Origin of the sequence: Streptomyces sp. NPDC057424 (assembly GCF_042803315.1) — a bacterium.
GTDB lineage: Bacteria > Actinomycetota > Actinomycetes > Streptomycetales > Streptomycetaceae > Streptomyces.
Window position 1 is genome coordinate 57,905 of record NZ_JBHVCP010000030.1, and the last position, 22,901, is coordinate 80,805.

Annotated in this window: 18 protein-coding genes and 4 pseudogenes; 7 read left to right on the top strand and 15 right to left on the bottom strand. The window is 71.0% G+C overall.

Going from position 1 to position 22,901, the window contains the following annotated elements:
* Positions 1 to 5: 5 nt before the first annotated feature.
* A complete protein-coding gene (locus ACFU3E_RS23250) occupies positions 6 to 986 on the bottom strand; it encodes a zinc-binding alcohol dehydrogenase (RefSeq protein ID WP_384161329.1) in 981 nt (326 codons plus the stop codon).
* A gap of 108 nt (positions 987 to 1,094) precedes the next feature.
* Between ACFU3E_RS23250 and ACFU3E_RS23255 the strand changes: the two genes are divergently transcribed.
* Positions 1,095 to 1,856 (top strand): CDP-alcohol phosphatidyltransferase family protein, encoded by a 762-nt coding sequence (locus ACFU3E_RS23255; RefSeq protein ID WP_384161332.1) that lies wholly within the window; start codon positions 1,095 to 1,097, stop codon positions 1,854 to 1,856.
* Positions 1,857 to 1,876: 20 nt separating this feature from the next.
* Here the strand turns inward: ACFU3E_RS23255 and ACFU3E_RS23260 are convergent, their stop codons facing one another.
* Complete coding sequence (locus ACFU3E_RS23260) at positions 1,877 to 2,257, bottom strand: winged helix-turn-helix transcriptional regulator (RefSeq protein ID WP_384161335.1); 381 nt, start codon at positions 2,255 to 2,257, stop codon at positions 1,877 to 1,879.
* 114 nt (positions 2,258 to 2,371) lie between these two features.
* Here ACFU3E_RS23260 and ACFU3E_RS23265 point away from each other — a divergent pair, with 114 nt between their 5' ends.
* Positions 2,372 to 2,773, top strand: a complete 402-nt coding sequence (locus tag ACFU3E_RS23265; protein ID WP_384161338.1) for a RidA family protein — start codon at positions 2,372 to 2,374, stop codon at positions 2,771 to 2,773.
* Positions 2,774 to 2,781: 8 nt separating this feature from the next.
* Here the strand turns inward: ACFU3E_RS23265 and ACFU3E_RS23270 are convergent, their stop codons facing one another.
* On the bottom strand, positions 2,782 to 4,302 hold the full coding sequence (locus ACFU3E_RS23270; RefSeq protein ID WP_384161341.1) for an ABC transporter substrate-binding protein: 1,521 nt from the start codon (positions 4,300 to 4,302) through the stop codon (positions 2,782 to 2,784).
* A 151-nt stretch (positions 4,303 to 4,453) separates the two neighbouring features.
* Here ACFU3E_RS23270 and ACFU3E_RS23275 point away from each other — a divergent pair, with 151 nt between their 5' ends.
* Positions 4,454 to 5,413, top strand: coding sequence for an ATP-binding protein (locus tag ACFU3E_RS23275; protein ID WP_384161344.1), 960 nt, complete (start codon positions 4,454 to 4,456; stop codon positions 5,411 to 5,413).
* Here ACFU3E_RS23275 and ACFU3E_RS23280 read toward each other — a convergent pair.
* Together ACFU3E_RS23280 and ACFU3E_RS23285 are read right to left on the bottom strand one after the other, a co-directional pair.
* Positions 5,383 to 6,249 carry an alpha/beta fold hydrolase gene (locus ACFU3E_RS23280; protein WP_384161346.1) on the bottom strand — a complete coding sequence of 289 codons (867 nt, stop codon included), beginning with the start codon at positions 6,247 to 6,249 and terminating at the stop codon, positions 5,383 to 5,385. The two genes, ACFU3E_RS23275 and ACFU3E_RS23280, sit on opposite strands and share 31 nt — an antisense overlap.
* Before the next feature lie 81 nt (positions 6,250 to 6,330).
* Entirely contained in the window at positions 6,331 to 6,873 is a 543-nt protein-coding gene (locus ACFU3E_RS23285; RefSeq protein ID WP_384161349.1) for a hypothetical protein, read from the bottom strand.
* Positions 6,874 to 7,064: 191 nt separating this feature from the next.
* Between ACFU3E_RS23285 and ACFU3E_RS23290 the strand changes: the two genes are divergently transcribed.
* The gene (locus ACFU3E_RS23290) at positions 7,065 to 7,688 is read left to right on the top strand and encodes an HD domain-containing protein (RefSeq protein ID WP_384161352.1); all 624 of its coding nucleotides are present in this window, start codon (positions 7,065 to 7,067) and stop codon (positions 7,686 to 7,688) included.
* Here the strand turns inward: ACFU3E_RS23290 and ACFU3E_RS23295 are convergent.
* The gene (locus tag ACFU3E_RS23295) at positions 7,679 to 8,119 is read right to left on the bottom strand and encodes a hypothetical protein (protein ID WP_384161355.1); all 441 of its coding nucleotides are present in this window, start codon (positions 8,117 to 8,119) and stop codon (positions 7,679 to 7,681) included. The genes ACFU3E_RS23290 and ACFU3E_RS23295 overlap by 10 nt on opposite strands.
* Before the next feature lie 132 nt (positions 8,120 to 8,251).
* Positions 8,252 to 9,166 (bottom strand): annotated as a pseudogene (locus ACFU3E_RS23300) (BREX system serine/threonine kinase PglW); the annotation flags it as partial.
* Between the two features lie 362 nt (positions 9,167 to 9,528).
* Between ACFU3E_RS23300 and ACFU3E_RS23305 the strand changes: the two are divergent.
* Entirely contained in the window at positions 9,529 to 9,657 is a 129-nt protein-coding gene (locus ACFU3E_RS23305) for a DUF6408 family protein (RefSeq protein ID WP_384161358.1), read from the top strand.
* 54 nt (positions 9,658 to 9,711) lie between these two features.
* On the opposite strand, the gene ACFU3E_RS23310 is transcribed toward ACFU3E_RS23305, so the two are convergent.
* Positions 9,712 to 11,766 carry a DUF2075 domain-containing protein gene (locus tag ACFU3E_RS23310; protein WP_384161410.1) on the bottom strand — a complete coding sequence of 685 codons (2,055 nt, stop codon included), beginning with the start codon at positions 11,764 to 11,766 and terminating at the stop codon, positions 9,712 to 9,714.
* 256 nt (positions 11,767 to 12,022) lie between these two features.
* Positions 12,023 to 13,912: a DNA/RNA helicase domain-containing protein gene (locus ACFU3E_RS23315; RefSeq protein WP_384161361.1), complete on the bottom strand. Its 1,890-nt coding sequence runs from the start codon at positions 13,910 to 13,912 to the stop codon at positions 12,023 to 12,025.
* Between the two features lie 298 nt (positions 13,913 to 14,210).
* On the opposite strand from ACFU3E_RS23315, the pseudogene ACFU3E_RS23320 reads away from it, so the two are divergent.
* Positions 14,211 to 14,750 (top strand): annotated as a pseudogene (locus ACFU3E_RS23320) (coagulation factor 5/8 type domain-containing protein); the annotation flags it as partial.
* A 42-nt stretch (positions 14,751 to 14,792) separates the two neighbouring features.
* Here ACFU3E_RS23320 and tpg read toward each other — a convergent pair.
* Positions 14,793 to 15,350 carry a telomere-protecting terminal protein Tpg gene (tpg, locus tag ACFU3E_RS23325; protein ID WP_384161364.1) on the bottom strand — a complete coding sequence of 186 codons (558 nt, stop codon included), beginning with the start codon at positions 15,348 to 15,350 and terminating at the stop codon, positions 14,793 to 14,795.
* 12 nt (positions 15,351 to 15,362) lie between these two features.
* Positions 15,363 to 17,644 (bottom strand): annotated as a pseudogene (gene tap / locus ACFU3E_RS23330) (telomere-associated protein Tap).
* A gap of 67 nt (positions 17,645 to 17,711) precedes the next feature.
* On the opposite strand from tap, the gene ACFU3E_RS23335 reads away from it, so the two are divergent.
* The gene (locus ACFU3E_RS23335) at positions 17,712 to 18,749 is read left to right on the top strand and encodes a DUF2332 domain-containing protein (RefSeq protein WP_384161367.1); all 1,038 of its coding nucleotides are present in this window, start codon (positions 17,712 to 17,714) and stop codon (positions 18,747 to 18,749) included.
* Between the two features lie 231 nt (positions 18,750 to 18,980).
* On the opposite strand, the pseudogene ACFU3E_RS23340 reads toward ACFU3E_RS23335, so the two are convergent.
* From ACFU3E_RS23340 to ACFU3E_RS23355, 4 genes and pseudogenes are all read right to left on the bottom strand, one after another.
* A pseudogene (locus ACFU3E_RS23340) lies at positions 18,981 to 19,894 on the bottom strand (YceI family protein).
* Positions 19,895 to 20,031: 137 nt separating this feature from the next.
* On the bottom strand, positions 20,032 to 20,874 hold the full coding sequence (locus ACFU3E_RS23345; RefSeq protein ID WP_384161370.1) for an NAD(P)H-binding protein: 843 nt from the start codon (positions 20,872 to 20,874) through the stop codon (positions 20,032 to 20,034).
* Positions 20,875 to 20,883: 9 nt separating this feature from the next.
* Positions 20,884 to 21,990 carry a maleylacetate reductase gene (locus tag ACFU3E_RS23350; RefSeq protein WP_384161373.1) on the bottom strand — a complete coding sequence of 369 codons (1,107 nt, stop codon included), beginning with the start codon at positions 21,988 to 21,990 and terminating at the stop codon, positions 20,884 to 20,886.
* The gene (locus ACFU3E_RS23355) at positions 21,987 to 22,856 is read right to left on the bottom strand and encodes a dioxygenase (protein WP_384161376.1); all 870 of its coding nucleotides are present in this window, start codon (positions 22,854 to 22,856) and stop codon (positions 21,987 to 21,989) included. Before ACFU3E_RS23355 ends, ACFU3E_RS23350 begins: the two co-directional genes overlap by 4 nt.
* Positions 22,857 to 22,901: the final 45 nt, after the last annotated feature.

A 22,901-nucleotide genomic window follows, 5' to 3' on the forward strand; every position in this document is an offset into this window, starting at 1 on the left:
ATGCGTCAATCGCTTTCGTCGTAACGGACGCGGTGGCACAGCGCGGGGACCTCGCCGGAGGCGAGCCGGGGCAGCACGTCGGGCAGGTCCTCGAAGGGGGACTCGCCGGTGATGAGGGCGTCGAGCGCGGGGTCGGCGAGCAGGTCCAGGGCGACGGCGAGCCGGTCGGCGTAGGTCCGGTTGGGGCGGGCCGGGGAGACGGTGCCGACCTGGCTGCTGCGGATGACGAGCCGCCGGGAGTGGAAGGCCTCACCGAGCGGGAGGCTGACCTGCCGGTCGCCGTACCAGCTGAGTTCGAGGACGGTTCCCTCGGCGGCGAGGAGTTCCAGGGACCTGGCGAGGCCCTGTTCCGTGGCGCTGGCGTGCACGACCAGGTCGCGGTCCCCCTCGGCCTCCTGCGGGGTGGCGAAGCCGACGCCGAGCGCCTCGGCGGTCTTCGCCCGGGACGGGTCGGCGTCGACGAGCTGGACGCGGACCCCGGGGAACCGGGCGAGGAGGGCGGCCACCGAGCAGCCGACCATGCCGCCGCCGACCACGGCGATCCGGTCGCCGACCAGGGGCGCGGCATCCCACAGGGCGTTGACTGCGGTCTCCACGGTCCCGGCGAGCACGGCCCGTTCGGCGGGCACGGTGTCCGGGACGGGGGTGACCGCGGCGGCCGGGACGATGTAGCGCGTCTGGTGCGGGTAGAGGCAGAAGACGGTGCGGCCGGTGAGGTCCTCGGGCCCCTCCTCCACCACGCCGACGTTGAGGTAGCCGTACTTCACCGGGCCCGGGAAGTCGCCTTCCTGGAAGGGAGCGCGCATGTCCGTGTGCTGGCTGACGGGCACGCCGCCGCGGAAGACGAGCGTCTCGGTGCCGCGGCTCACGCCGGAGAACAGCGTGCGGACCAGCACCTCGCCCTCGCGGGGCGCCGGCAGGGTGACGTCCCGGATGTCGCCTCGCCCAGGCGAGTCGATCCAGAACGCCCGTCCGGTGTGCTTCATCGAAGTCCTCCTGAACGATCGGGAAGCTGCTTGCGTACCGAGGGGTGCACAGGCCGCGCACAACGTAGCGGCGTTGATCGACTCTGTCACACGGCCGGAGGGTGTTCGGTGGCCCTGAACAACACTTACGACGCGAGGCTCGTACAGCAGGAGACCGCCCTGGGGGCGGGCGTGCAGGTCCTGCTGCTGGCCCTGATCGGCACGGCGATCGGGATGGGGCCGGCGGGCTGGCTGACCGGCCTCGCGTTCGCGATCGCCACCTGGGCGGTGCTCTCCCGGGCCCTGCACCGCTCCCGGCTGCGCTCGTTCGGCGCGGCCAACCGGGTCACCCTCGGCCGGGCCACCCTCGTCGGCGGGGTCACCGCCCTGGTCGCCGACTCCTTCCAGAGCTCACCGCCCGTGTCGCTGTTCGTCGGCCTGACGGCGGTGGCGCTGATCCTCGACGGTGTCGACGGCAAGGTCGCCCGCCGCACCGGCACCTCCACCCCGCTGGGCGCGCGTTTCGACATGGAGGTCGACGCGTTCCTGATCCTGGTGCTGAGCGTGTACGTGTCCATGCAACTGGGCCCGTGGGTGCTGCTGATCGGCGGCATGCGCTACGTCTTCGTCGCCGCGGCCAAGGTGTGGCCCTGGCTGAACGCCGCGCTCCCGCCGAGCACCGCCCGCAAGACCGTCGCCGCGCTCCAGGGCGTGCTCCTGCTCCTGGCCGGCGCCGATCTGCTGCCCCACGCCGCCAACTTCGCTGTCGCGGCCCTGGCACTGGGCCTGCTGGTGTGGTCGTTCGGGCGGGACGTGCTGTGGCTGTACCGGACCTCCCGGATCGAGGAGCCGGCGGCCCCCCGTCAGATGCGGGAACTGGTCGCGAGCTGACGCCCGGCCGCCGGTGCCGGTCAGGTGCCGAAGCGCCCCCGCGCCGCCTCGATGTGCCCGAGGTACCGGTGGGTCCAGCCGCAGATCGCGTCGACCGTGGCGCGCAGGGCCCGGCCCGGCTCGGTGAGCGTGTACTCGACCCTGGGTGGCACGGTGGGGTGCACCTTCCGGTCGACCAGGCCGTTGCGCTCCAGCATCCGCAGGTTCTGGGTCAGCATCTTGTGGCTGACGCCCTCGACTTCGTCACGCAGCTCGCTGAAGCGCAGGGTGCGTTCCCCGAGCGCTTCGATGATCAGAAGCGCCCACTTGTTGGCCACGTCGGAGAAGATCTCCCGCGCCAGGGAGTCCGCCCTCCTCAGGTCCGCGTGCTCGGGCAGGTCTCTCAACTGCTTGGTCACCATCTGGTTCCCCAGTCACCGAAAAGTGCGTTCTTCCAGGTCGGCCGCCACTCTCCTATGGTTCCCCAGTATCTGCAAGAGAGCGTGCGCATCGCGCTCGACGGAAGGACGGGAACCATGACCACCCTCGACGTCTACGACCACGGCATACCGGCCGAGAGCCACTTCGGCTACGCGCAGGCGATCAGGTCCGGCGACCTGATCCACGTCTCCGGACAGCTCTCGTTCGACGAGGCGGGCGATTTCCACCCGGAGGACGACGTCGCCGCCCAGCTCGAGCAGACCTACGTCAACCTCGACAAGGTCCTGGCCCACTACGGCGCCACCCGCAACCAGATCGTCTCCCAGACGCTCTACGCGGTGGACCTGGTGCGCCACGCCGAGGTGGTGGCGAAGGGCAACCGGGCCTACTTCGGCACCCACCGCCCGGCCAGCACGGCCTTGGGCGTCACCGAACTGACCTTTCCCGGGCAGCTCGTCGAGATCGGCTGCGTGATCGACATGAAGCTGCCCGCCTGAGACTCCGCTCAGTGTCGCGTTCGCGTCCCGGTGCCCACCAGGGTCCGCTCGTACGGATCGAGCAGCACGCCCCGGACCTTGCCGGAGACACCGGCGATGATCTGCTGGTGGGCCAGCGGCACGACCGCGTCCGTGCCGAGTATCGCGGCCTCGGCGGCCATGGCGGCGTCCTGCCGCTCGCCGGTGCCGTAGGTCCTGACGGCCTCGGCGACGGCCCGGTCGGCCTTCTCGTCGCACAACCGGGCCAGATTGTAGGCGCCGTCGCAGGTGTAGTCACTGCCGAGGACGCCGACGGGGTCGCCGGTGTCCAGGAGGCTGTTGCGGGCGCCGATGAACGCGTCGAAAGTTCCGGCGAGCGCGTCGCCCTCCAGCCGTGAGTACTCGCGTACCTCCAGCTTCACCGTGAAGCCGGCCTTCTGGAGCTGCTGTTGCACCACCTGGGCGACCTCGGGGAGTTCGGGCCGGTTGTCGTAGGTGGCCAGGGTGATTCGGGTGCCGTCGGGCCGGGTGGGCTTCGCGCGCCCGGCCGGCCGTACCCGCTTGCTCTCGGCCCAGATGACGGCGGGTCCGAAGATGCCGGCGCCCGGGTCGGCGTACCCCTCGAAGACGCCCTCGACGAGGGCGGAGGAGTCGAGGGACGCGCGGGCGGCGGCGCGCAGTCCCGGGTCCTTGAAAGGCCCGGTCGTCGTGTTGAGCTGCAGGCTGGTGGTCCGGGTGGTGCCGGCCTCCCTGAGAGTGGCCTTGTCGAGGGTGGCGGCCTGGGCGACGGGGATCGCCTCGGCGATGTCGACGTCGCCGGTGCGGACGGCGTTGGCGCGTGCGGCGCCGTCCTTGACGAAGCGCGCCTCGATGCCGGCAGCGTGGGCGAGGCCGCCCCAGTAGTCGTCGTAGCGGTCGAGGGTGGCGGAGCCGCCGCCGGTGGCCTCGGTGATCTCGAAGGGCCCGGTGGCGGTGCCGACCGGTGTGGGGTTGCCCTTCTTCCCGTACGCCTTCGGGGAGAGGATCGCCAGGCTCGGACCGGCCAGGCGCAGGGGCAGGACGGGGTCGGGCGCCGCGGTGGTGATGCGGATGCCGCGGTCGCCGTCGGCCTTCGCGCTGAGGGTGACGCCGGCGAGGGCCGCGGGTGCGGGCGTGGCCTGCGTGGCATGGGTGAGCGCGGCGGCCACGGCGGCGGGGGTGACGTCCGTGCCGTCCTGGAAGGTGGCCTCGCGCAGGGTGAACCGCCAGGTGCGGTCGTTCTCCCGGCGCCAGGACCGGGCGAGCGCGGGGGCCGCGGCACCGTTGGCGTCCAGGGCGACCAGCCCCTCGGTGACGCCGAGGCGGCTGAGCAGCGTGGCGTCGGCTCCGTACGGCGAGAAGTTCTCGGCGGGCGGGAAGGCGAGGGCGACGCGCAGCCGTGACCCCGACGGCCCGCCCTCCGACGACGACTCCCCGCCGGGGGAGACGAAGCAGCCGGCCAGAGACGGCACGAGGGCAAGGGTGGTGAGGAACCGGAGTCGGCCCTTGATGCTCTGATCACGCACTTGCACAGCATATGCATCAAGCGGAACACGCCGGTCAACCGGGTGACGCATGCCAGGGCGTCACCAAATCCCATACGGAGTAGGCGATTTGACATCGAAGGGGGCCACTCCCTAAACCTAGCCACATGACATCCATTTTCAAAAAGGTGGGGCGGCCGTGAGGATCGCGTTCGTCGGCAAGGGCGGCAGCGGCAAGACCACCCTGTCCGCCCTCTTCTCCCGCCATCTGGCGCACTCCGGCGCCCCGGTCCTCGCCGTCGACGGCGACATCAACCAGCACCTGGCCGAGGCGCTCGGCGGCGAGGAGCGATCCGCCCCTCCCCTGGGCGCGCACGTGCCCGACATCAAGAACTTCCTACGGGGCGACAACCCCCGCATCCCCTCCCCCGAGGCGATGATCAAGACGACCCCGCCGGGCCGCGGCTCCCGCCTCGTCCGCCCGCTCGGCGAGGACGAACTGCACGCACGGCACGTCGGCCGGGCGGGCGGTGTGCCCCTCATGGTGACCGGCGAGTTCGACGAGTCCGACCTGGGCGTGGCCTGCTACCACTCCAAGCTCGGCGCGGTCGAGCTGTACCTGAGCCACCTGCTGGACGGCCCCGGCGAGTACGTCGTGGTCGACATGACGGCGGGCGCGGACGCCTTCGCCTCGGGCCTGTTCACCCGCTTCGACATCACGTTCCTGGTGGCGGAACCCACCCGCAAGGGCGTCTCGGTCTACCGCCAGTACCGCGACCACGCGGAACAGTTCGGCATCCGCATCGCGGTCGTCGGCAACAAGGTGACCTGCGAGGACGACCTGCTCTTCCTCAAGGAGCAGGTGGGCGACGACCTCCTGACCCACCTGGTCCACTCTCCCTGGATCCGCGCGGCCGAGCAGGGCCGCACGGAGGCCGGCCCGGAGGCACTGGCGTCTTTGGAACCGCACAACCGCCACGCCCTCAGGGTCCTGCGGGAGGCGGTCGACTCCCACCCCCGCGACTGGGACCGACTGCACCGCCACGCGGTCGAGTTCCACCTGCGCAACGTCCGGGCCTGGGCGGACGCGCGTACGGGCGGGGACCTGGCGGCGCAGGTGGATCCGGACTATGTACCGGGCGGGCCGGCCAGCGCCTGATCCCGGAAGGCCGCCAGCGCCGTCACGAACGCCGCCGGCACGTCCCGCCACGGAAAGTGCCCCGCTTCGCTCTGCACGATGAGCTCGGCGTGCGGAAACAGGCCGGCGTACTCCTTCATCACGCGCACGGGCGCGGCCACGTCGCACTCCCCGGCGAGAACGAGGACCGGCGCAGTGAACGCGGCGAGGGCGGCACGCGTGTCCTCGGGCTCGAAGGCACCCTCCGAGGCATACAGGGCCGCGGCCTCGTCGTTGCGCTGCCGCTGCTCCGCCACACGGAACTCCCGCGCCTCGTCGTCCCACCGTCCGAACCAGAACGGGGCGACGGCGTCCCAGTCGGCGGGCGCCGCGCGGCCGGAGGTGACGGCCTCCAACGACGCGTACGCCGGGGCGAACCACGGTTCGCCCCGGCGCAGACGGGCCGTCTCCAGCCGGTCCTCGGCGGTGACGGCGAGGCCGACGGCGAAGACGCTGGGCGTGACGAGCACGAGCTGCCCCACCCGCTCCGGGTGCCGGGCCGCGTACAGCACGGCCAGGTTCGCCCCGGCGGAGTGCCCGAGCAGATCGACCCGCTCCAGGCCCAACTCCGCACGCAGCGCCTCGACGTCGCCGACCTGCCGGTCACAGCGGTACGACGCCGGGTCCCGCGGCACCGCGGAGTGGCCCGTACCCCGGAGGTCCAGCCGGATCAGGGTGCGGTGGGCCGTGAGACCGCCCAGGTCCCCCAGGTAGACGGAGTCCTGCATGGGGCCGCCCGGGAGACAGAGCAAGGGCGGGCCTTCTCCCGTCACGTGGTAGGCGAGGATCGTGCCGTCGGGAGCGGAAAAGGTGGGCATGGGCGCGACCTTGTCAGGAGACGGCGTCCTGGACAACGGGATTTCCGCCGGGCGTCCGCCCCCGCCCACCAGGGCGTTCCCCTACTCGATCCCCGTGGCGTCGAGCAGCCGGACCACGTCCTTGCGCCCGTATCCGAGCAGTCGGGCGCGATCAGCGGTCATCAGCACCAGGTGCGCGACGATCTTCGCCGCGTATCCGTTCTTGTTCTCCGCGTCGAACCATTCTTGGGGCTTCTCGACACCCAGACTGTTCATCACCAGCCCGTGTTCCCGGCGGATCTCCGCGACGGTACCGGCGACCGCGTCCATGAGCGTCTTCCCCGGCCGCTCGCACTCCAGGGCGAAGTCACCCCGGTCGACCGGCACACACCCCTCCGGCGGACGCGCCCGCAGCCCCGCATACCTCTCGTCCCCGAACCCGGAGGCCCGGAACTCGTCGTGCACCAGAGAGAACCGATGGAACCCGGGCGGAACCGGAGGCGGTGGAGGCGTGTACTCCCACCCGGCGTCCTCGTACAACTGCCGCTTCACCTCCTCTTCTTCGGCATGCGTCACGGTGAAGCCGTTGGCCTCGTTGCGCCCGGTCGTCGTGCCGTCGGGGTTGCGGTGGAAGTGCAGACTCATGGAGTGCTCCCGGTGCAGTGGTGACTACGGACGAGAAGTCCCCGTCACCCGCTCGAACGGCCCGCGAAGCCTGCCCGTGCCCGCTTCCCCGCAGCACCATCCGATCGCGTGAAAACGGGCGGCGTGGGAACTGGCCGGCCAAGCGGGGAACTGGCCGACCAAGCGGGGTCGGTGGTTGTTACGCTCCTCCGGTGAGCATTCCGGGCCCCGCAGAGATCCAGGCGCTGCACGAGAAGCACGCGCCCACCGCCGAGGCGTTCACCCTCGTCCACACGCACTGCGAGATCGTCTGGGGAATCGCCGAGCAGCTCCTTTCGGCACCCCACCTCGCTCACCTCGACGCCGATCTGGTCCGCGCCGGCTGCCTCCTTCACGACATCGGCGTCTATCGCCTCTACGGGGACGACGGACGGCTGGACCACGAGAACTACATCCGGCACGGCCTGCTCGGCCACGAGATCCTCGAAGCGGAGGGCTTCCCCGAGACCCTCCGCCGCTTCTGCTCCCACCACACCGGAGTGGGACTCACGCGGCATGACATCGTGAGCCGGCAACTGCCCCTCCCTCCCGCCGACTACGTGGCGGTGACGGAGGAGGAGAGGCTGGTGATGTACGCGGACAAGTTCCACACCAAGTCCCGGCCGTCGGTGTTCCTCTCACCCGACGAGTACGCCACCTACGTCGGCCGCTTCGGCGAGGACAAGGTGGCCGCCTTCCAGGCACTGCGCGCGGAGTTCGGCGAGCCGGATCTCAGCGGGCCCGTGCCGGTCTTCGAGGCGGGGGGAGACGCCACGGCGGCGGCCGTTCAGGCGTAGAAGTCGGGAGTCACCTGGCCCGCCGCCTCGACGACCTCCTCGCCATGCAGGATCTCCCTGCGTACGGTTCCGGCCTCCGCAATCAGCGCGTCGGGGAGATGCGCTTCGTAGAAGCGGAAGTACCCCACTGTGCCCACGGTCGTCGTACGAGCGCCGAGCCACAGCACGATCCTACGCAGATCGTCGAACTCGCCGGGATGCGCCTCCTGACGCACGGTCAGCGCCCATTCCGCACCATGGAGGTGCAACTCCCCGACCAGTGCGCCCCCGATCCGCAAGGCCGCCCCTCGGGCCTGCCACAGCGGGTACTCGTAACCGTCGCCCTGCCGACCACCTTCCAGCGCCAAGTGCCAGCGGAGCAGGGCGAGATCCTCGGGCGGGATGGCGCCCGGAAGGTTAAGCGCGAGCTGGAGTTCGTAGATGTCGGCCACGGCCAGAAGGCTACGAGCCCTCGCGGTCGGTGCGCTTCACGGGGCTCGCTGAGAGCGCCGAACACGGCGAAGTCTCCGCCCGCTTCGGTTAGTTAATCTACTGTGTGATGGCACGACGACGAAGCCTCAGACGAGGATCTCGCCGCGGCTGTCGGACAGGGCGACCAACAGCACGGCCAGAGGGCGCGTCCTGCGCGTCTCCGCCTCCAGATCGCGGACGAGGAAGGCACGGCTGGTGGAGCCGGTGCCGAGACGGCGGCGGACCTCCCACCGGCCGGCGAGCACGTCACCGGCGACGGCCTCCAGCGGGTCCTTGTCGGCGCTCTCCCCGGTCTCCTCCTCGTCGTGCCCGTCGAGGGCCGCGGCGGGGGCGGTGAGGGAGTCCTCAACGACCTCCAACAGTTCCAGGAACTCGTCGACGCTGGAAAGGCGCTGGCCGGGGCGGTAGGCGGTGGCGGCCTGCACCAGCCCGTCCACGTCCTCGGACAGGCCGTCCACCAGGGAGCTGGGGCGCAGGCCCTCGCCCGCCTCCAGGCGGGTCAGCAGCTCAGCCTGGCTGGCGGCGGGGGCCTTGCCGGTGACCAGCAGATAGGTGAGGACGCCGAGCCCGTACACGTCGAGGTAGACCGGGTCGGGGCTGAGGACGGTGAGTTCCGGCGCGAGGTAGGCGTCGGCGTCGTCGCCCAGGTGCATGGCGGACAGGGCGGTCGGTGCGAATCGGGTCATGCCCTGGCCCTGGGAGGAGTCGCCGCAGCGCTGGGTGGCGATCTGCCAGTCGGAGATCTGCAGCTGCGGGGTGAGCCACGCGGTCTCCTCCCCGACGGCCTGCGCCTTCCGGCCGCGGGACCGGGGGACGACGTGGACGGAGCGGGCGGCGAGCGCGCGGTGGTGGATGCGGCTGGCGTGCGCGGAGCGCATCGTCTCGGCGAGCTGACGCACCAGTGCCATCCGGCCGAGGATGTCCAGCTTCTCGCCGTACCGGACCAGGTACTCGTCCAGCCTCAGGATGTCCGGGTGGTAGTCGAAGATCAGCGCGGGGCCGGTGGCGCCCCGCTCCTCGTTCCCCTCATCAACGACGCGGGGGACGACGAGGAGTCGTGACACAACGCCAGCACCCGGCGTGCGCACGCCCTCCCTGCATGACCGCCAAGCCCCGGCTCGGCCGCAGCCGAGCCGGGGGCCGCTCACGAACCGCATCCCAGCGGTGGCTGAAAAACGTGAGCGCGCATCGGTGGTCCACTACCGTTGCTCCTGTTGCGCACCTTCCCGGAGGGTACGTCTGCGGTGTTTCGGATGTCGGTTCTCGGCCGTGACTGACGAGTGGTTTCCGCTGCGTGTCGCACGCGGCGTGACTGCGGATGCCCGGAAGGGCGTCCCGCCATTCCGCTCACGCCAAGGAGTGGACATTCATGAACCCCGTTGAGTACAAGCCTGCACGTCGTCACCGGCTTCGCGAGATCCTGGTCGACGTCGCCGCAGGTGTCGTCACCCAGCTCGTGGTGGCGGCCCTGGCGGCGGCAGCGCGCCTGCTCTTCTGAGCAGGCTTGTGGCGGGCCCGGAGAGCCCGCCACTCCGCATGCAGTCGGTGCGCGTCAGAACAGATACAGGTCGGGCGAGTCCGGGCCCGTGCTCTGGCGCCTCCTGCGGGAGCGGCCCCCCCGGCGCGGCCGGGGCAGGTGCGGTACGCGTGCCTCCTTTGGCAGGTTCTCCCATGTGGGGCGAAGACCGTGGACCTGGACCTCGCCGACCATGCCCTTCAGGTAGGTCCGGGTCTCCTCGTCCGTGGAGTACAGCACTGTCGCCCGGCTCGCCCGGGTCATCAGCACGTGGTAGGCGTGACGGACCAGCCGGGCGAACTCCTGATCGTCGACGCTGCCGGCCTTTACCTTGGGGTCGAACGAGCCCGGGACGGCGACTCGCTTGACGCCGGACTCCGAGTCCTTCCGCTCCTTGCCGCGGCGGAAGACCCACCGGTCGTCCCGGCGGACCATGTCCTCACCCATGATCACGCCGCACCAGTCCCACTCGAGGCCCTGGGCCGTGTACACGCAGCCGATCTGATCAAGCCCCTTCTCGTGGACGGACCAGATCCTGCACGGCGGCGCTCCGTCCTCGCAGAAGGCGTCACTGTCCGCGTTCCAGGGCCTGTGCCAGTCCCCGATCCGCACGTCGGCCTCCAGCCGCCTCCCCTTGCCGATGGGCTTCGTCCACGGCCAGCAGTACCCCGCGACGAGGCGGGCGGACGCTCCGGCGAGCGCTTCGGTGCGGATGATCCGTTCGAGTTCCTCCGGGCTGTCCGCCACCTCGACGTGCATCAGGCCGTCCGGTGTCCACTGCTCCGGCTCCTCGTCCGTCACCCCGAGCACGTTACGCACCCAGCGGATGTAGGCGTCGCTGCCGCCACATCGGAACTGCTCCCGGAGGTCGTACTCGAGAAGAGTGGCGCCGTACCGTTGCGCCGCGTCCTTGATCAGGTCGACGGTGCCGACCTCGTGCGGTCGCACGGTCTGGCTCTCGTCGAGGAAGAACACGGTCAGACGGGAGGCGTCGAGGAGCTCGTCGACCTGGGGCTTGGTGCCCTGGTGTTCGGGTTTCCAGAACCGGTTGGTCGAGCGTTCCCGCAGTCGGTGCGCCTCGTCACAGATCAGCACGTCCAGGGGCGGGTCCGGAGGGGTGACGAAGTTGCTGAAGTAGGTGAAACTCTCCCTGAACTCCCGGTCCCCGTAGCCGACGTGCTCCTGGATCGCGCCGTTGAAAGCTCTGCTGCCGCTGGCGTACTTGACCGTGTGGCCACCTGCCTCCAGCTCCGCCTTGATCTGGAGGCCGATGGCGCTCTTCCCCGTACCGGCACCGCCGGTGACCAGGAAGACCACACGCCGCTCGTCCGGCACGAGGGCGGGGCGCTGCGGATCCGGGAGAACCTTGGCCGCGGTGTCCAGGATTTGGTCGGCGACCTTCTTCTGTCGGCCGCGCAGGGTGAAGACCGTGTCCTCTCCCCGGGAGCGGATCATGGCGTCGAGCAGGGGTGTATTGCGTAAGCCCATGTTCTGCAGGAGTATTTCGGCCGCGGATGCGCCCCCTTCGTCGGTGAAGTGCCAGCGGAGATCGGAGATCAGTTGCTCGCGCCGGTCGCTCGTGTAGACACCGGCGTAGACGCCGGTCGGAGCGTCCACGTCGACCAAGGGCCGGACGGAGGCATCGGTGGCGTTGTGCAGGTAGGCGAACCCGCCGCATTCGAAGTCCAGTCCGTGCAGCGGTCCCCTGCCGCCCGTGAAAGCCTCGTAGTACTCGCGTAATTGCAGGGCTGGGTGCTTCTTCCTGCCCATCCCCGGTACGTGGACCAGTTCCGCCGTGGCTCGTTCCACTCTGGTCACCATCGACCAGCGCTTCAACTCGACCAGTTGAACGGACAGCCGCCTCTCGGAGGGATGGTGGCCCACGAGAACCACGTCGATGAGCCTGGGGTCGCGCGGGCGGTCGGCCTCGTCGAGGGTGGCGGCGCACTCGACGATCATCTCCACGTTTCCGCGCCCGGCGGCGACCAGGTCCTCCGCGAGGTGCACGAGGCTCTCGGCCCACGCGGAACGTTCCGACAGCGAGGCGTCGGCGCCTCGGAAGTGCCGCCATCTGGCGGCCAAGTGCGGCACCATACGGCGCCGTGAATTCAAGGTCAGCAGATCCTGTGCTGCCAGCCGCAGCAGGAGCATGGACACGAGGTGGGTCCCCCAGGGCACGAGTGACTCGTGCGGGTGGGGGCATGTCCTCGTGAGGAAGCCCGTCGGGCCGCGATCAGTACCCGTGATCTTAGGGAGCCGGCCGTCCTACGAACGGCGACGACGCCGTGTCGACGCGAAGCGTAGCCATCATGGCCGGATCGTGTGCAGCGTGACGAAGAGGGCCCCATCACACCGTAGAAGCTCGCTGATCCAGCCGACCGCCCGCCAACTCCCTCAGCTTTTCCCGCGTCTCCGGATCCGTCGAGTACACGATCGTGCCGACCATTCCCCGAGTCAGCAGCACCTTGTAGGTGTTGCGGATCAAACGGTCCACGTCGTCATCCGGGGTGGACTTCTTGAACACCGGGTCCTGAGAGGCCGTTCGGTCCGTGATCCACCGGTCATCGCGCCAGAGCAGGTCGGGTCCGATGATGACACCGGACCAGTCGTACTCGAAGCCCTGGGCGGTGTAGACGCAGCCGACCTGGCCGAAGCCGGCCGGGTCGGTGGCCCACAACGCGGCCGGGGGTGCGCCCGAGACCGAACGGTCGCCGCGCAGGTTCCAGGGGCGTGCCCAGTCACCAATGACGACGTCGAGCGGGAGCGGGGTGCCGGGCTTTGGCTCCGGGGACCAGCGCCAGCAGTAGCCGGCGGACATGCGAGCTCCGTAGCCATGGGCACGGCGGGCTTCGAGGAACGTCTCCATCTCCTGCGGGCTGTCGGCGACCAGCAGTTGCATGCGATCGTCGGGTTCCCAGACGACCGGACCGCCGAGTTCGAGGCCGAGGAGCCGGACGACCCAGCGCAAGTAGGCGTCGCTTCCGCCGCAGCGGAACTGACTCTCTAGTGGGACGACGCGGCACGGGATGTCCCGCTTGGCCGCTGCGGCCTTGATGTCAGCCACGGTGCCCATCTCGCCCGGCCGTACCACCTGATGTTCATCGAGGAGGAAGACGGGCACGTGGGCGACGTCGATGAGTTCGTCGATCTGCGCCCTGCCGGTCCGGTGCTCGGCGCGCGTGTAGCGGTTGGCCGACGTCTCCCGGATGCGGTGGGCCTCGTCGCAGATCAGGACGTCCAGACTGTTCTTCTCGGCGGTCATGAAGCTGTTGAAGTACTTGAACAGGTCCTGCACCTCCCGCTTGCGGGATCCGGCGACCTTCCTCATCGTCTTGGTGAACGACTGGGAGCCAGTGGCATGCAGGGCCGGCATCCCACGCCGGTACAGCTCGCCGAGCAGTTGGAGAGCGATCACGCTCTTGCCGGTACCGGGGCCGCCGGTGATGATGACGACCTCCTTGCGGTCGGCACGCTTGGCCTTCTCCACAGCGTTGAGCACCATCCGATAGGCGACCTGCTGCTCGTCGAGGAGCACGAACTGCTGTCGTTCGCGCACCTCTTCGGCGGCCACAGACATCAGTTGCTTCGACGGCACCGTTGCACCCGAGAGCAGTTCGTCCGCCGCTTGGGCGCCAGAACGCCTGTCGCTCAGCTTCGAACGGAGATGGTCTAGGAATTCGCCACGGCGCTGCCCCGTGAACAGCAGTCCGCGGCCGTCGCGCTCGATCTCCCGTAGGCCGGCCACGTCGAACTCCGTGGCGTTGTGCAGGAAGGCCACGCCACTGACCCGGTGTCCGTGTTCGGCCACCGCCCCGTTGAAGTTGACCAGGTAGTCGCAGTAGCGGCGCACCTGCTCGATGGGGTTGAGAACCGGATGGGAGTAGCGCTCGACGTGGCACAGCGTGGGGTCGTCCTCGTGGGGTAGGACCTCGCTCCACTGTTTCAGTTCCACCACGACGTACGACGACTCCCCGGTGGAGGGATGCATGCCTGCGAGCACGACGTCGGCGCGCTTGCTGTTCAGCGGAAGGGCGTACTCCAGCATCATCTCCACGTCGCCCAGACCCGCATCATTGAGCGCGGCAGCGAGGACGGGAATGCTGCGCTCCCAGGAGCGCACCTCCGCGGTGCCGGGCCGGTAGCCGTGCATGTGGATGAATTGGTCGTTGAGGTGCAGGAACAGCGAACCGTCGAGCGCCATGACGGCGACCGTTTTCGCGGACGCGCGGAACAGCAAGAGCATCCCCCAGGCAGCACGAAGTGACTCGTGCGGGTGGGGGCATGTCCTTCGTGACTCCACCGGGGTGGAGCGGAAGCCCGTCGGGCCGCGTTGACGACGTGACCGAGGTTACCTGGCGTCATCGAGAACCGTGCAGTGACCTGTAACGGAAGCCGTCAGCACCAACACACCGGAGTGGGGCCAGGGCTTGCCCCAGCCCCACTCACGGGCGGTCACTCTCGGCGTGGACGACGGCCAGCACCGTGCGAAACCGGATCGATGCGCAGACGCGTACCATCCGGTCGAAGACCGCCCTGTCGACGCCTGGCCGGTCAACTCCGCCAGCCTGCTGGAGATCGGCCCGCCCGGCGCCTCCCGCGACCGCTTCGCCAACCCGACACCGTCCAGGATGTGTTCATCCGCATCGGCAGGGCGGCCGGGCGAGGCCACCACCAGCATGGTCGTCAACAGCCGCCCACACCATCGTCGACCACACCTGGGGCTGGCGCGCCGACCACGGCGACGGGCGTCGGCCGGGAGACCACCGCGCGGACTACGGCGTCGTCGTCAACGGCCACGACGTGCTGGCCACCGGACTGTTCGTGGAGCACTTCAACAAGTACGACGTGCAGTAGTTCGACGAACGCGGCCGCGCGGTCTTCTTCCAGAACGAGAAGGCGTAAGACGCTCCGAACCAGGCCGCGTTCCAGAACGGTCCGGTCAAGGGCTATGCGGCCTACCGGGTCGGGGACGACGTCACCGCAAATGAGGGCTGGGGTCTGGGCGGCTACTGCTATTACAACGTTGACCGGCCATCGTCCAGCACCGCGGCTTCGCAGCGCCGAACCGGCCCGGGGCCCTGGCACCGCGTTCCTCGACTGAACAGATGCTCAAGGAGCTAGAGGTCGAACTCCAGGTGCTCGATGTCGGTGAAGCGGACCTCCTCCAGTTGGCCGGCGCGGCGGCCGTTGTCCTGGAAGTACACCTCCTTGAGTGCCTCAGCGGCGAGCTCCTGGAGGCGCTGCTCGGTGGCGCCCTGCTCCTGGGCCTCGAAGAGGCGGGCCGCGTGGTGCGGGGGCAGGGCGATGGTCAGGTGCCGGATGCGGTCCTGGTCCGTCGACCCGATCGGCGCGGTGTAGCCGAGCCGGGCCCGGGTGTCGATGACGATGCCTCCGGTGGTCGCCGCCTTCTCCCGTGCCTTGGCACGGATCTGCGGCTGCCAGCGGGCCTTCACCTCGCGCTCCAGGCGCGCGGCGAGGTCCGGGCGGGGTTTTTTGATCTGGTCCTTCACGTACCGCTCGACGGTGCGCTGGGAGATCCGCAGCATCTGGGCGACCGCCCTGGTGCCCTTGAGTTGCCTGACCAGGTACCGCATCTGCGCGGGTGCGCTCTTGGGCGCCGGGCGGGTGAACGCCTTCTGCACCGCGGCCTCCAGGCCGTCCCCGAACAGGCTCATCGTCGCCTTCTCCTACTCTCCGTGGTCGACGTCGGTGACGGTGCCGTCCTTGATGTACCGGGCGAGGTTGAGCTCCGGAGCGTTGAACCGCTCGCGGACCCCTTCGCCCCACAGGACGCTCTGGGTGCCCTCGTGCTTGACCAGGCCCGGGTTGATGCCGAGCTTGAAGCCGCCCGGCAGCGGCTTGCCGTCCCGGTAGGGCAGGAAGTCGAGCGGGCTCTCGCCGTCGGCCGCGTAGACGACGCAGTCGGACAGGATCGCGACCGGGTATTGTCCGGTGAATGCCGCGTGCTTGACGATCTTGCGGTGCAGGTTGATCCGGGTGCGGGAGATGACCGCCGCGCGGATGTCGGGCCGCCAGGTCGGGCGGGACAGGGCACGCCACCGGCTCGCCGGGCCGCCAGCCCTCGCCGCGCGGGCGCTCGCGCAGCTTGCCCAGGCCGCCCTTCACGGTCGCCTTGACCGCCGAGACGACGATCGCCAGCTCCGGGTCGCGCTCCTTGCAGCCGTCCATCGCGGCGAGGAAGTCGGCCGGCGCCAGGTCGGCGTCGACTCCGAGATCGGCCATGGTGGCGAGGTAGGCGTCGCGGAGCCGGTTGTACCAGGCTTCCAGGTAGCGGCCGTTCTCGTCGCGTACGTACGCCTCGATCGGCGTGACGTCGTAGCCGAGTTCCACGGCGTACGCCACGATGGGCGTCGCGTACCAGGCCGGGCCCTCGGGGTGCTCGCCCTTCGGCGTGAACGGGCTGGGAAGCAGATTCGCGTCCAGGTCCGCCCACTTGCCCTTGCCGATCTTCACCCTCGACAGGTCGACGTGCGCCAGGTCGACCAGCCACGAGCCGGGCAGTTTCGCATCGAACACCGGGCTCTTGAGGTGCGTGGGCGCTCCGAGGCCGACGACCAGGCCGTTGGCGCCGGCGGCGAAGGCCATGTTCACGTCGATGCCGACCAGGTGCCGCAGGGTGCATTCGGCGTCGGTCATCGGCCGTGCCCAGTCGTACGCCTCCTCGAACAGCTTCTCCGCCGGGCCGCGCACGTGAAACCGGGGCAGGTCCTTGAGCAGTGGGTGCCCGTCGGGGGCCTCGCACGGGGCGCAGTCGACCGGGTTCCTGCCCAGCGAGCCGGGGTTGTGCTCGGAGTGCCGCTTGCCGTCAGTGTCGGGCTCGGAGGCGCGGGTCGGCGGGTGCAGAGCGGTCATCAGCTCCAGGTCGGTCACGGCCGTGGAGCCGCGCGGCGTCAGCACCCGGGACGCGTACACGCCCAGCACGCGGGCGAGTTCCGCCGGCGGCAGTTGCCCGGCCTCGCCCCAGTGGCGGGTGTCCAGGGCGTTCCACGACGGGATGCACAGCTGGACGCAGCCCCGATCCGCACCGGTGGCGGGGCGGTAGATCCGCGCCCATGGCCCGAACCCGCGCTTGGTGAGCTTCCAGTCGGCGCGCACCAGCTGCTTGACGACCTTGTGGCTCTCCGGGATCCGGCCGGCGAGCCGTTCCTCGTCGGTGAGGGCGACGGGGAGGCCGTAGCGCTTGAGGGCGGTCTCGGTGAGCACGAGCAGCGGGTCGGCGTCCTTGCCCGGGCCGGACAGCTTCGGCTGTCCGAGCTTCGCCTCCTTGAGCGTCCACTCCACCAGTGCCGGGACGGACTTGGCAGGCACCTCCAGGACCAGGCCGCCGGTGCAGTACGCGAGGACCTGACCATCCTCGACGTCGACGACCGCGAGCGGTCCGTTCTCGAAGCGCGGGTCGGTGCCGCCCGCCGGCTTTCCGGCCGGTGCCGCCTTCCGCGTGGCCGGGCGGCGCGACGTCGCCGTGCTCCCGGCGGTGCGCGCCGGGCGCGGCGCTGCCTGCTCGGCAGCGTCGGGCACGGGGGCGGCGGGAGCGGAGGCGGAGGTGGTCTGGGCGTTCTCGTGTTCCGTCGTGACCGCAGCGTCGGAGGCCGGGTCCGTGGACAGAGCCCGCTCCTCCGGGGCGGGCCGGCCGGTGAACGCGGCCGGAGAGGCGGGCAGCGGGGTAGAGCTCCGCGAGTTTGTCCAGCAGCCGCGCGTAGGCCTCACGTTCGGGGCCGCGCGGTTCGGTCGTCTTCTTGACCGACTCCCAGCCGGACACCGTGGCCCGGCGCACCTTCAGTGCGGCGGCCGCGTCGTCCAGCGTCAGGCCGTGGGCCTGCCGCAGCCGCTTGCGCTCCTCCGCCGGCGGCAGCGGAGCGCGGGACGCGACCAGCGCGTCGACCGCGTCGAACAACTCGGCTGCCCACCGCGACCGAAGCTGTCCGGCCGGCGGCGGTCTCCGTAGGATCGCAGGGATGCCGAAGCCGACCGCAGGAAGCGCCGCACCCGTGGGCAGGGCCCGCAGACTCGCTCAGGTGTACCGGCGCTTCGGTGAAGTCGACGCCGCCGGGAGATCGCCGCTGTACGAGCGCGTCGCCGTCGCCCTGAGTGAGTCCGAAGAGGCGCTGCGCGCCATCGAGGCGGTGCCGGCACGCAGGCGGCACCCCACGGTGATCCTCGCCGCGCTGCACGACCTCGCTCTGGCCGGACGTGCCCCGGCGCTTGCCGCGGCCTATGCCGCCGCGGACGGCGACGCCGCCGTCGGCGCGGCGATCGACACTCTGTTGCGCATGACCGATGAGGTCGTGGCCATCGCCGTGCGGCGGACGACGCGTCCGGACGAGACCGGACGCTGCGCCGTGCTGTATCCGGCCATTGCCGAGGCTGCGCGCCGGGTCGGCGCGCAGGCGGTGGGGCTGATCGACGTGGGCTGTTCAGCTGGGCTCAATCTCCAGGTCGATCGCGTCGGCATCACGTACAGCGACGGACGAACTCTGGGCAACCCGTCATCTCCCGTGCAGATGACGGCTTCGATCGTAGGAGACCGGCCCCTCCCGACGCGCGCGATGCCCGAGGTCGTCGCCCGGGTAGGCGTCGACCCCGATCCGGTCGACGTGACCGACGCGGACGACATCCGATGGGTGCGTGCCTGCCTGTGGCCGGATCAACCGGAGCGGGCCGCGAGGCTCGACGCAGAGATGGCGTTGGCGGCGACGGCCCCTCCGCTGCTCCTGCAAGGCGACGCCGTCGAGGTGCTGCCCGACGCCTTCGCCCGTGTGCCCGCGCACGCCCTGCCTGTCGTCACCTCGACGTGGGCGCTGTCGCGCCTCCCTCTCGAGAGCCGCATGCGCTTCCTGCAGCGCCTCGGCGAAGCGGCGGCCGGCCGGCCGGTGGCATGGGTGTCAGCGGAAGGGGTCGGAGTCGCGCCGACGATTCCGACACTTGGCGATCGCCGCGCCTCCGGCCACAGCATCATCGGCCTGGCGGTGTTCGACCGGTCGGCCCGGCGTGCCGAGGCCATCGGCCGCTGCTGGTCGCGGGGCCGTCTGCTGGCCTGGCTGGCACATCGATGAGCCGTCCCGGCTGGTTGCTGCCGAGATGGGTGTTGAGCAGGACCGGCAGCGCGTTGGGGCCCCGTCGAGTGCCTCCCCGAGGCCGGCACGGATGGAGAATGCCCGGGCGGCGGAGCGGCGGAGCGGCGGGCGGACCCGGAACCGCTCCGGCCGCCGGAGGTGTGGCCGGACGCCGGGTCGGCGCGGCTCGTCCGTCCGGCCCTGCCCGCTCGGACGGCCCAGGCCGGACCGCTATTCCGGCGGGGTCGGCGTGTCGTGGGTGCGGTACATCGCCTGGACATCCAGCTCCAGTTGGACGGTCGGGCCGACCACGGCGATGCCCCGGGCCAGCATGGAACGCCAGTTGAGCGTGTAGTCCTCGCGGTGCAGTTCCGCCGTGGCGAGGGCCGCGCAGCGCAGCTCCTGCCCGTAGCCGCCGTTCACGGTGCCGAGGTACGTCGTGTCCAGGGACACCGAGCGGCTGACGCCGTGCATCGTGAGGGAGCCCTGCAGTGTCCACTTGCTGCCACCCCGGTAGGCGAAGCGCGCGCTCGTGAAGTCGATGTACGGGAAGCGCTCGACATCGAGGAAGTCGGCGGACCTCAGGTGGCTGTCACGGGTGGTGTTGCCGGTGGTGATGCTGGAGGCGTCGATACGGACCTGCACCCGGGAGTCGGTCATGTCCGGGGCTATCCGGATGCGCCCTCGAAGCGTTCGAAACGGCCGTGGACATGGGCCATGCCGACGTGCTTGGCGATGAACCGGATCGCCGTGTGCGGCGGGTCGAAGAGCCAGGTTCCGGGCGTCGGCAGCTGGAGCGCCTCGGCCGGCTGCAGCCAGACGCGCTCGGTGGCCGTCGGGGTGCCCGGGCCCGTCTCGATCGTCTCGCGGTGCGGCCGCAGGCCCTCTGCCGAGATGAGCAGGCTGTACCGGCCGGGCGGCAGCGCCGCGAGGAAGTAGCCGTACGGATCGGTCGTGCCGCGCGCCGCGACGCGGTGGGTGTCCAGGGCGGTGACGGTGACGTCCGCGGCAGCCAGAGGTGAGCCCATCGGGTCGACGACCTCGCGGGCGACGGCGCCCGCGTCGGCGGGAAGGGGGAGGGCGAGGCCCGCCGCTGCGGCGGAGGTGCTCTTGAGCCACCGGCGCCGGAGCCGTGCGAGGGCCATGTCGTTCACCTTTCTTCGGGTGCGCGGCCGCGCGGCGGCGGTTCAGCGCACGCCGACGGCCGCACCTTGCTGCGGTCACACCCCCTTGTCGATCTTGACGGGCCGGGCTCCGGTGCGGGTGTCTCGATACGAGACAGTCAGAGCTGCCCCTTGAATGCGTCCGCGTGTTCGGCGGCCCACTGGGCGAAGGTGCGCGCAGGGCGTCCGGTGACCTCCTCGACGGTGCCGGAGACCGTACGGCCCACCTCCGGGGTGTCCCCGTACGCCATGAGCAGGAAGCCGATGACGTCCTCCGGGAGCCCCGCCGCCCGCCACTGCGCGAGGGCCTGCTCCTCGGTCAGTTCGACCAGGGTGATCTCCCGGCCGGCGGCGGCGCTGATCGTCTTCACCTTGTCGCCGACGGTGAGCACGTCGGGGCCGGTGATCACGTACTGGCGGCCGGCGTGTCCCTCCTCGGTGAGCGCCACCGCGGCGACGGCGCCGATGTCGCCCTCGTGGACCATGGCACTGAGCCGGCCGACGAAGGGCTCCCGCACCTCGCCCGAGGCCACGATGCCGTCCGCCCACTCCAGGGCGTTGGCCATGAACTCGACCGGCATGAGCACGGTCCAGTCCACGCCGTCGTCGGCGCGCACCGCGTCCTCCAGCGGGGTGGGGCCGCCGCCGTGCAGCACGGTGATCCGGCGGACACCGGCCGCACGGGCCAGTTCCAGGATCCGGGGGCCGGTCTCCAGCGGGGTGAAGGCGGCGCCGCCGAAGGTGATCAGATGCAGGCCGGTGACGCCCTCCAGGGCGGGGGCCAGGCTGTCCGGCTCGGTCAGGTCGCCCTCGACGACGTCGGCGCCCGCCGGGAAGCCGGCCTTGGCGGCGTCACGCGTCAGGGCACGCACCTCGTGCCCCCGTTCGAGCAGCTCGGCGACGACCTGACGGCCGACGGTTCCGGTGGCTCCGGTGACAAGGATCCTCTGCGTCTGGGTCATGCCACGACCCTAGGGCGGCTTGCGGTCACCTTCTGTCCGCAAGGCGGAGTCCGGCGGGCGTCCTTCCCACGCCGCGAGCAGCACGCCCCGGACCCCCTCCGCCGTCACCTCGCGCGGGTTGGCGTACGGCTCGCCCGCGGCACGGGCCGCCGCCGGTGCCACGTCGGCCTCCGCGAGGCCGAGTCCGGCGAGGGAGCGCGGTGCTCCGAGGCTGCGGGCCAGGTCCCACAGGGCGCGGGGCACGTCGTCGGTGCCGAGGGCGCGGCGCAGTACGGTCAGCGCCTGCGGAGCGGCGGGGGCGTTGTGGGCGAGGGCGTGCGGCAGGACGACGGTGTGGGTCTCGGCGTGGGGCAGGCCGTACGTGCCGCCGAGGACGTGGCACAGCTTGTGGTGCAGCCCCATGGTGGTCGCGCCGAGGCAGGAGCCGCACAGCCACGCCGCGTACAGCGCCCGGCTGCGCGCGTCCAGGTCCTCCGGGTCGGCGGCCAGCCGGGGCAGTGCCTGGGCCATCGCCCGGACGCCCTCCTCGGCCATGACCGACACCAGCGGTGAGACGTCCGGGGCGTACAGGGCCTCGACGGCGTGCGCGAGCGCGTTGATCCCGCTGGTGACGGTCAGCGGCACGGGCAGGGAGAGGGTGAGCCGGGGGTCGTAGACGACGCTGCGGGGCTGGACGGCCGGGTCGCGGCCGGTGCGTTTGGTGCCGTGCTCGGTCAGGCCCCAGACCGGTGTCATCTCGGATCCCGAGTAGGTCGACGGCACGGCGATGAGGGGGAGTCCGGTACGCAGGGCGATCGCCTTGCCGAGCCCGATCGCGGAGCCGCCGCCGACCGCGACGCAGCCGTCCGCCCCGGCCGCCCGGACGGCCGTGACGGCCCGGTCGGCGTCCTCGACGGGCACGTGCATCCGCGCCTGGGCGTGCAGCCCGGCGCACCTGTCGCCGAGCGCGTCCGCGACCGCCCGGGCGACGCGCTCGCCCCGGCTGCCGGACACCACGAGCAGTCGCCTCAGGCCCAGGCGGGCGGCCTCGTCCGGGGTCGCGGTGACGGACGCTCCGGGCCGGAAGACGACCCGCACGGGCCGGGTCTCGTACGTGAAATCCTGCTGGAACGTCATGCGGTCCGCTCCAGGACGAGGTCGAAGCGAGCGTGCCGGAAGGGGTTCTGCACGCCGAACTCCCGGGCCAGCGAGGGGTCGTCCGTCTCCGTGAAGTCCTGGACCAGGCTCTGCTTCACGGCGAACACCGCGTCGGAGTCGAGGTAGTCGCCGCCGGCCACGAAGATGTGCGTGGTGACGGGCGTGTGACCCTCGGCCGCTGCGATGAAGTGGATGTGCGCGGGGCGGTAGGGGTGCCGCCCGGTCGCCCGCAGCAGCCCGCCCACGGGGCCGTCGGTGGGGATCGGGTACGCCGCCGGGACACAGGTGCGGAACCAGAAGCGGCCCTCGGCGTCGGCGGTGAACAGCCCGCGTCCGTTGCCCGCGGGCTGGACTCCGGGCTGCTGGACGTCGTAGTAGCCCTTGTCGTCGGCCTGCCAGACGTCGACGACGGCGCCGGGCAGCGGGGTGCCGTCCGCGGACCGCACCCGGCCGCTGACCACGCACGTCTCGCCGCCGCCCACCAGGTCGATGGCGTCGCCGAGCGCGCGGACCGGCGACTCGGTCATGTGGAAGGGGCCGAGCACGGTCGACTCGGTGGTGCCGGGCGCGCGATCGCCGCCCAGCGTCTCCACCAGCATGGACAGGCCCAGCACGTCCGACAGCAGGATGAACTCCTGCCGCGTGCCGGTGCAGGACTGGCCGGTCGCCGTCAGGAAGGCGATCGCCCGCTCCCACTCCTCCTGGGTGAGACGGGTCTCGCGCGCGAAGTCGTGCAGATGGCGGACGAGGCCGGTGAGCAGTTCACGCAGCCGCGGGTCGGCGGTCCCGCGCAGACTGGCGAGGGCCTGCTCGGTGACGCTGGTCCCGGTCGCGTCGGTGGTCATCCCGGCTCCTCGTCGTCGGCGTCCGCTTCTTCCATGATGGCGCGT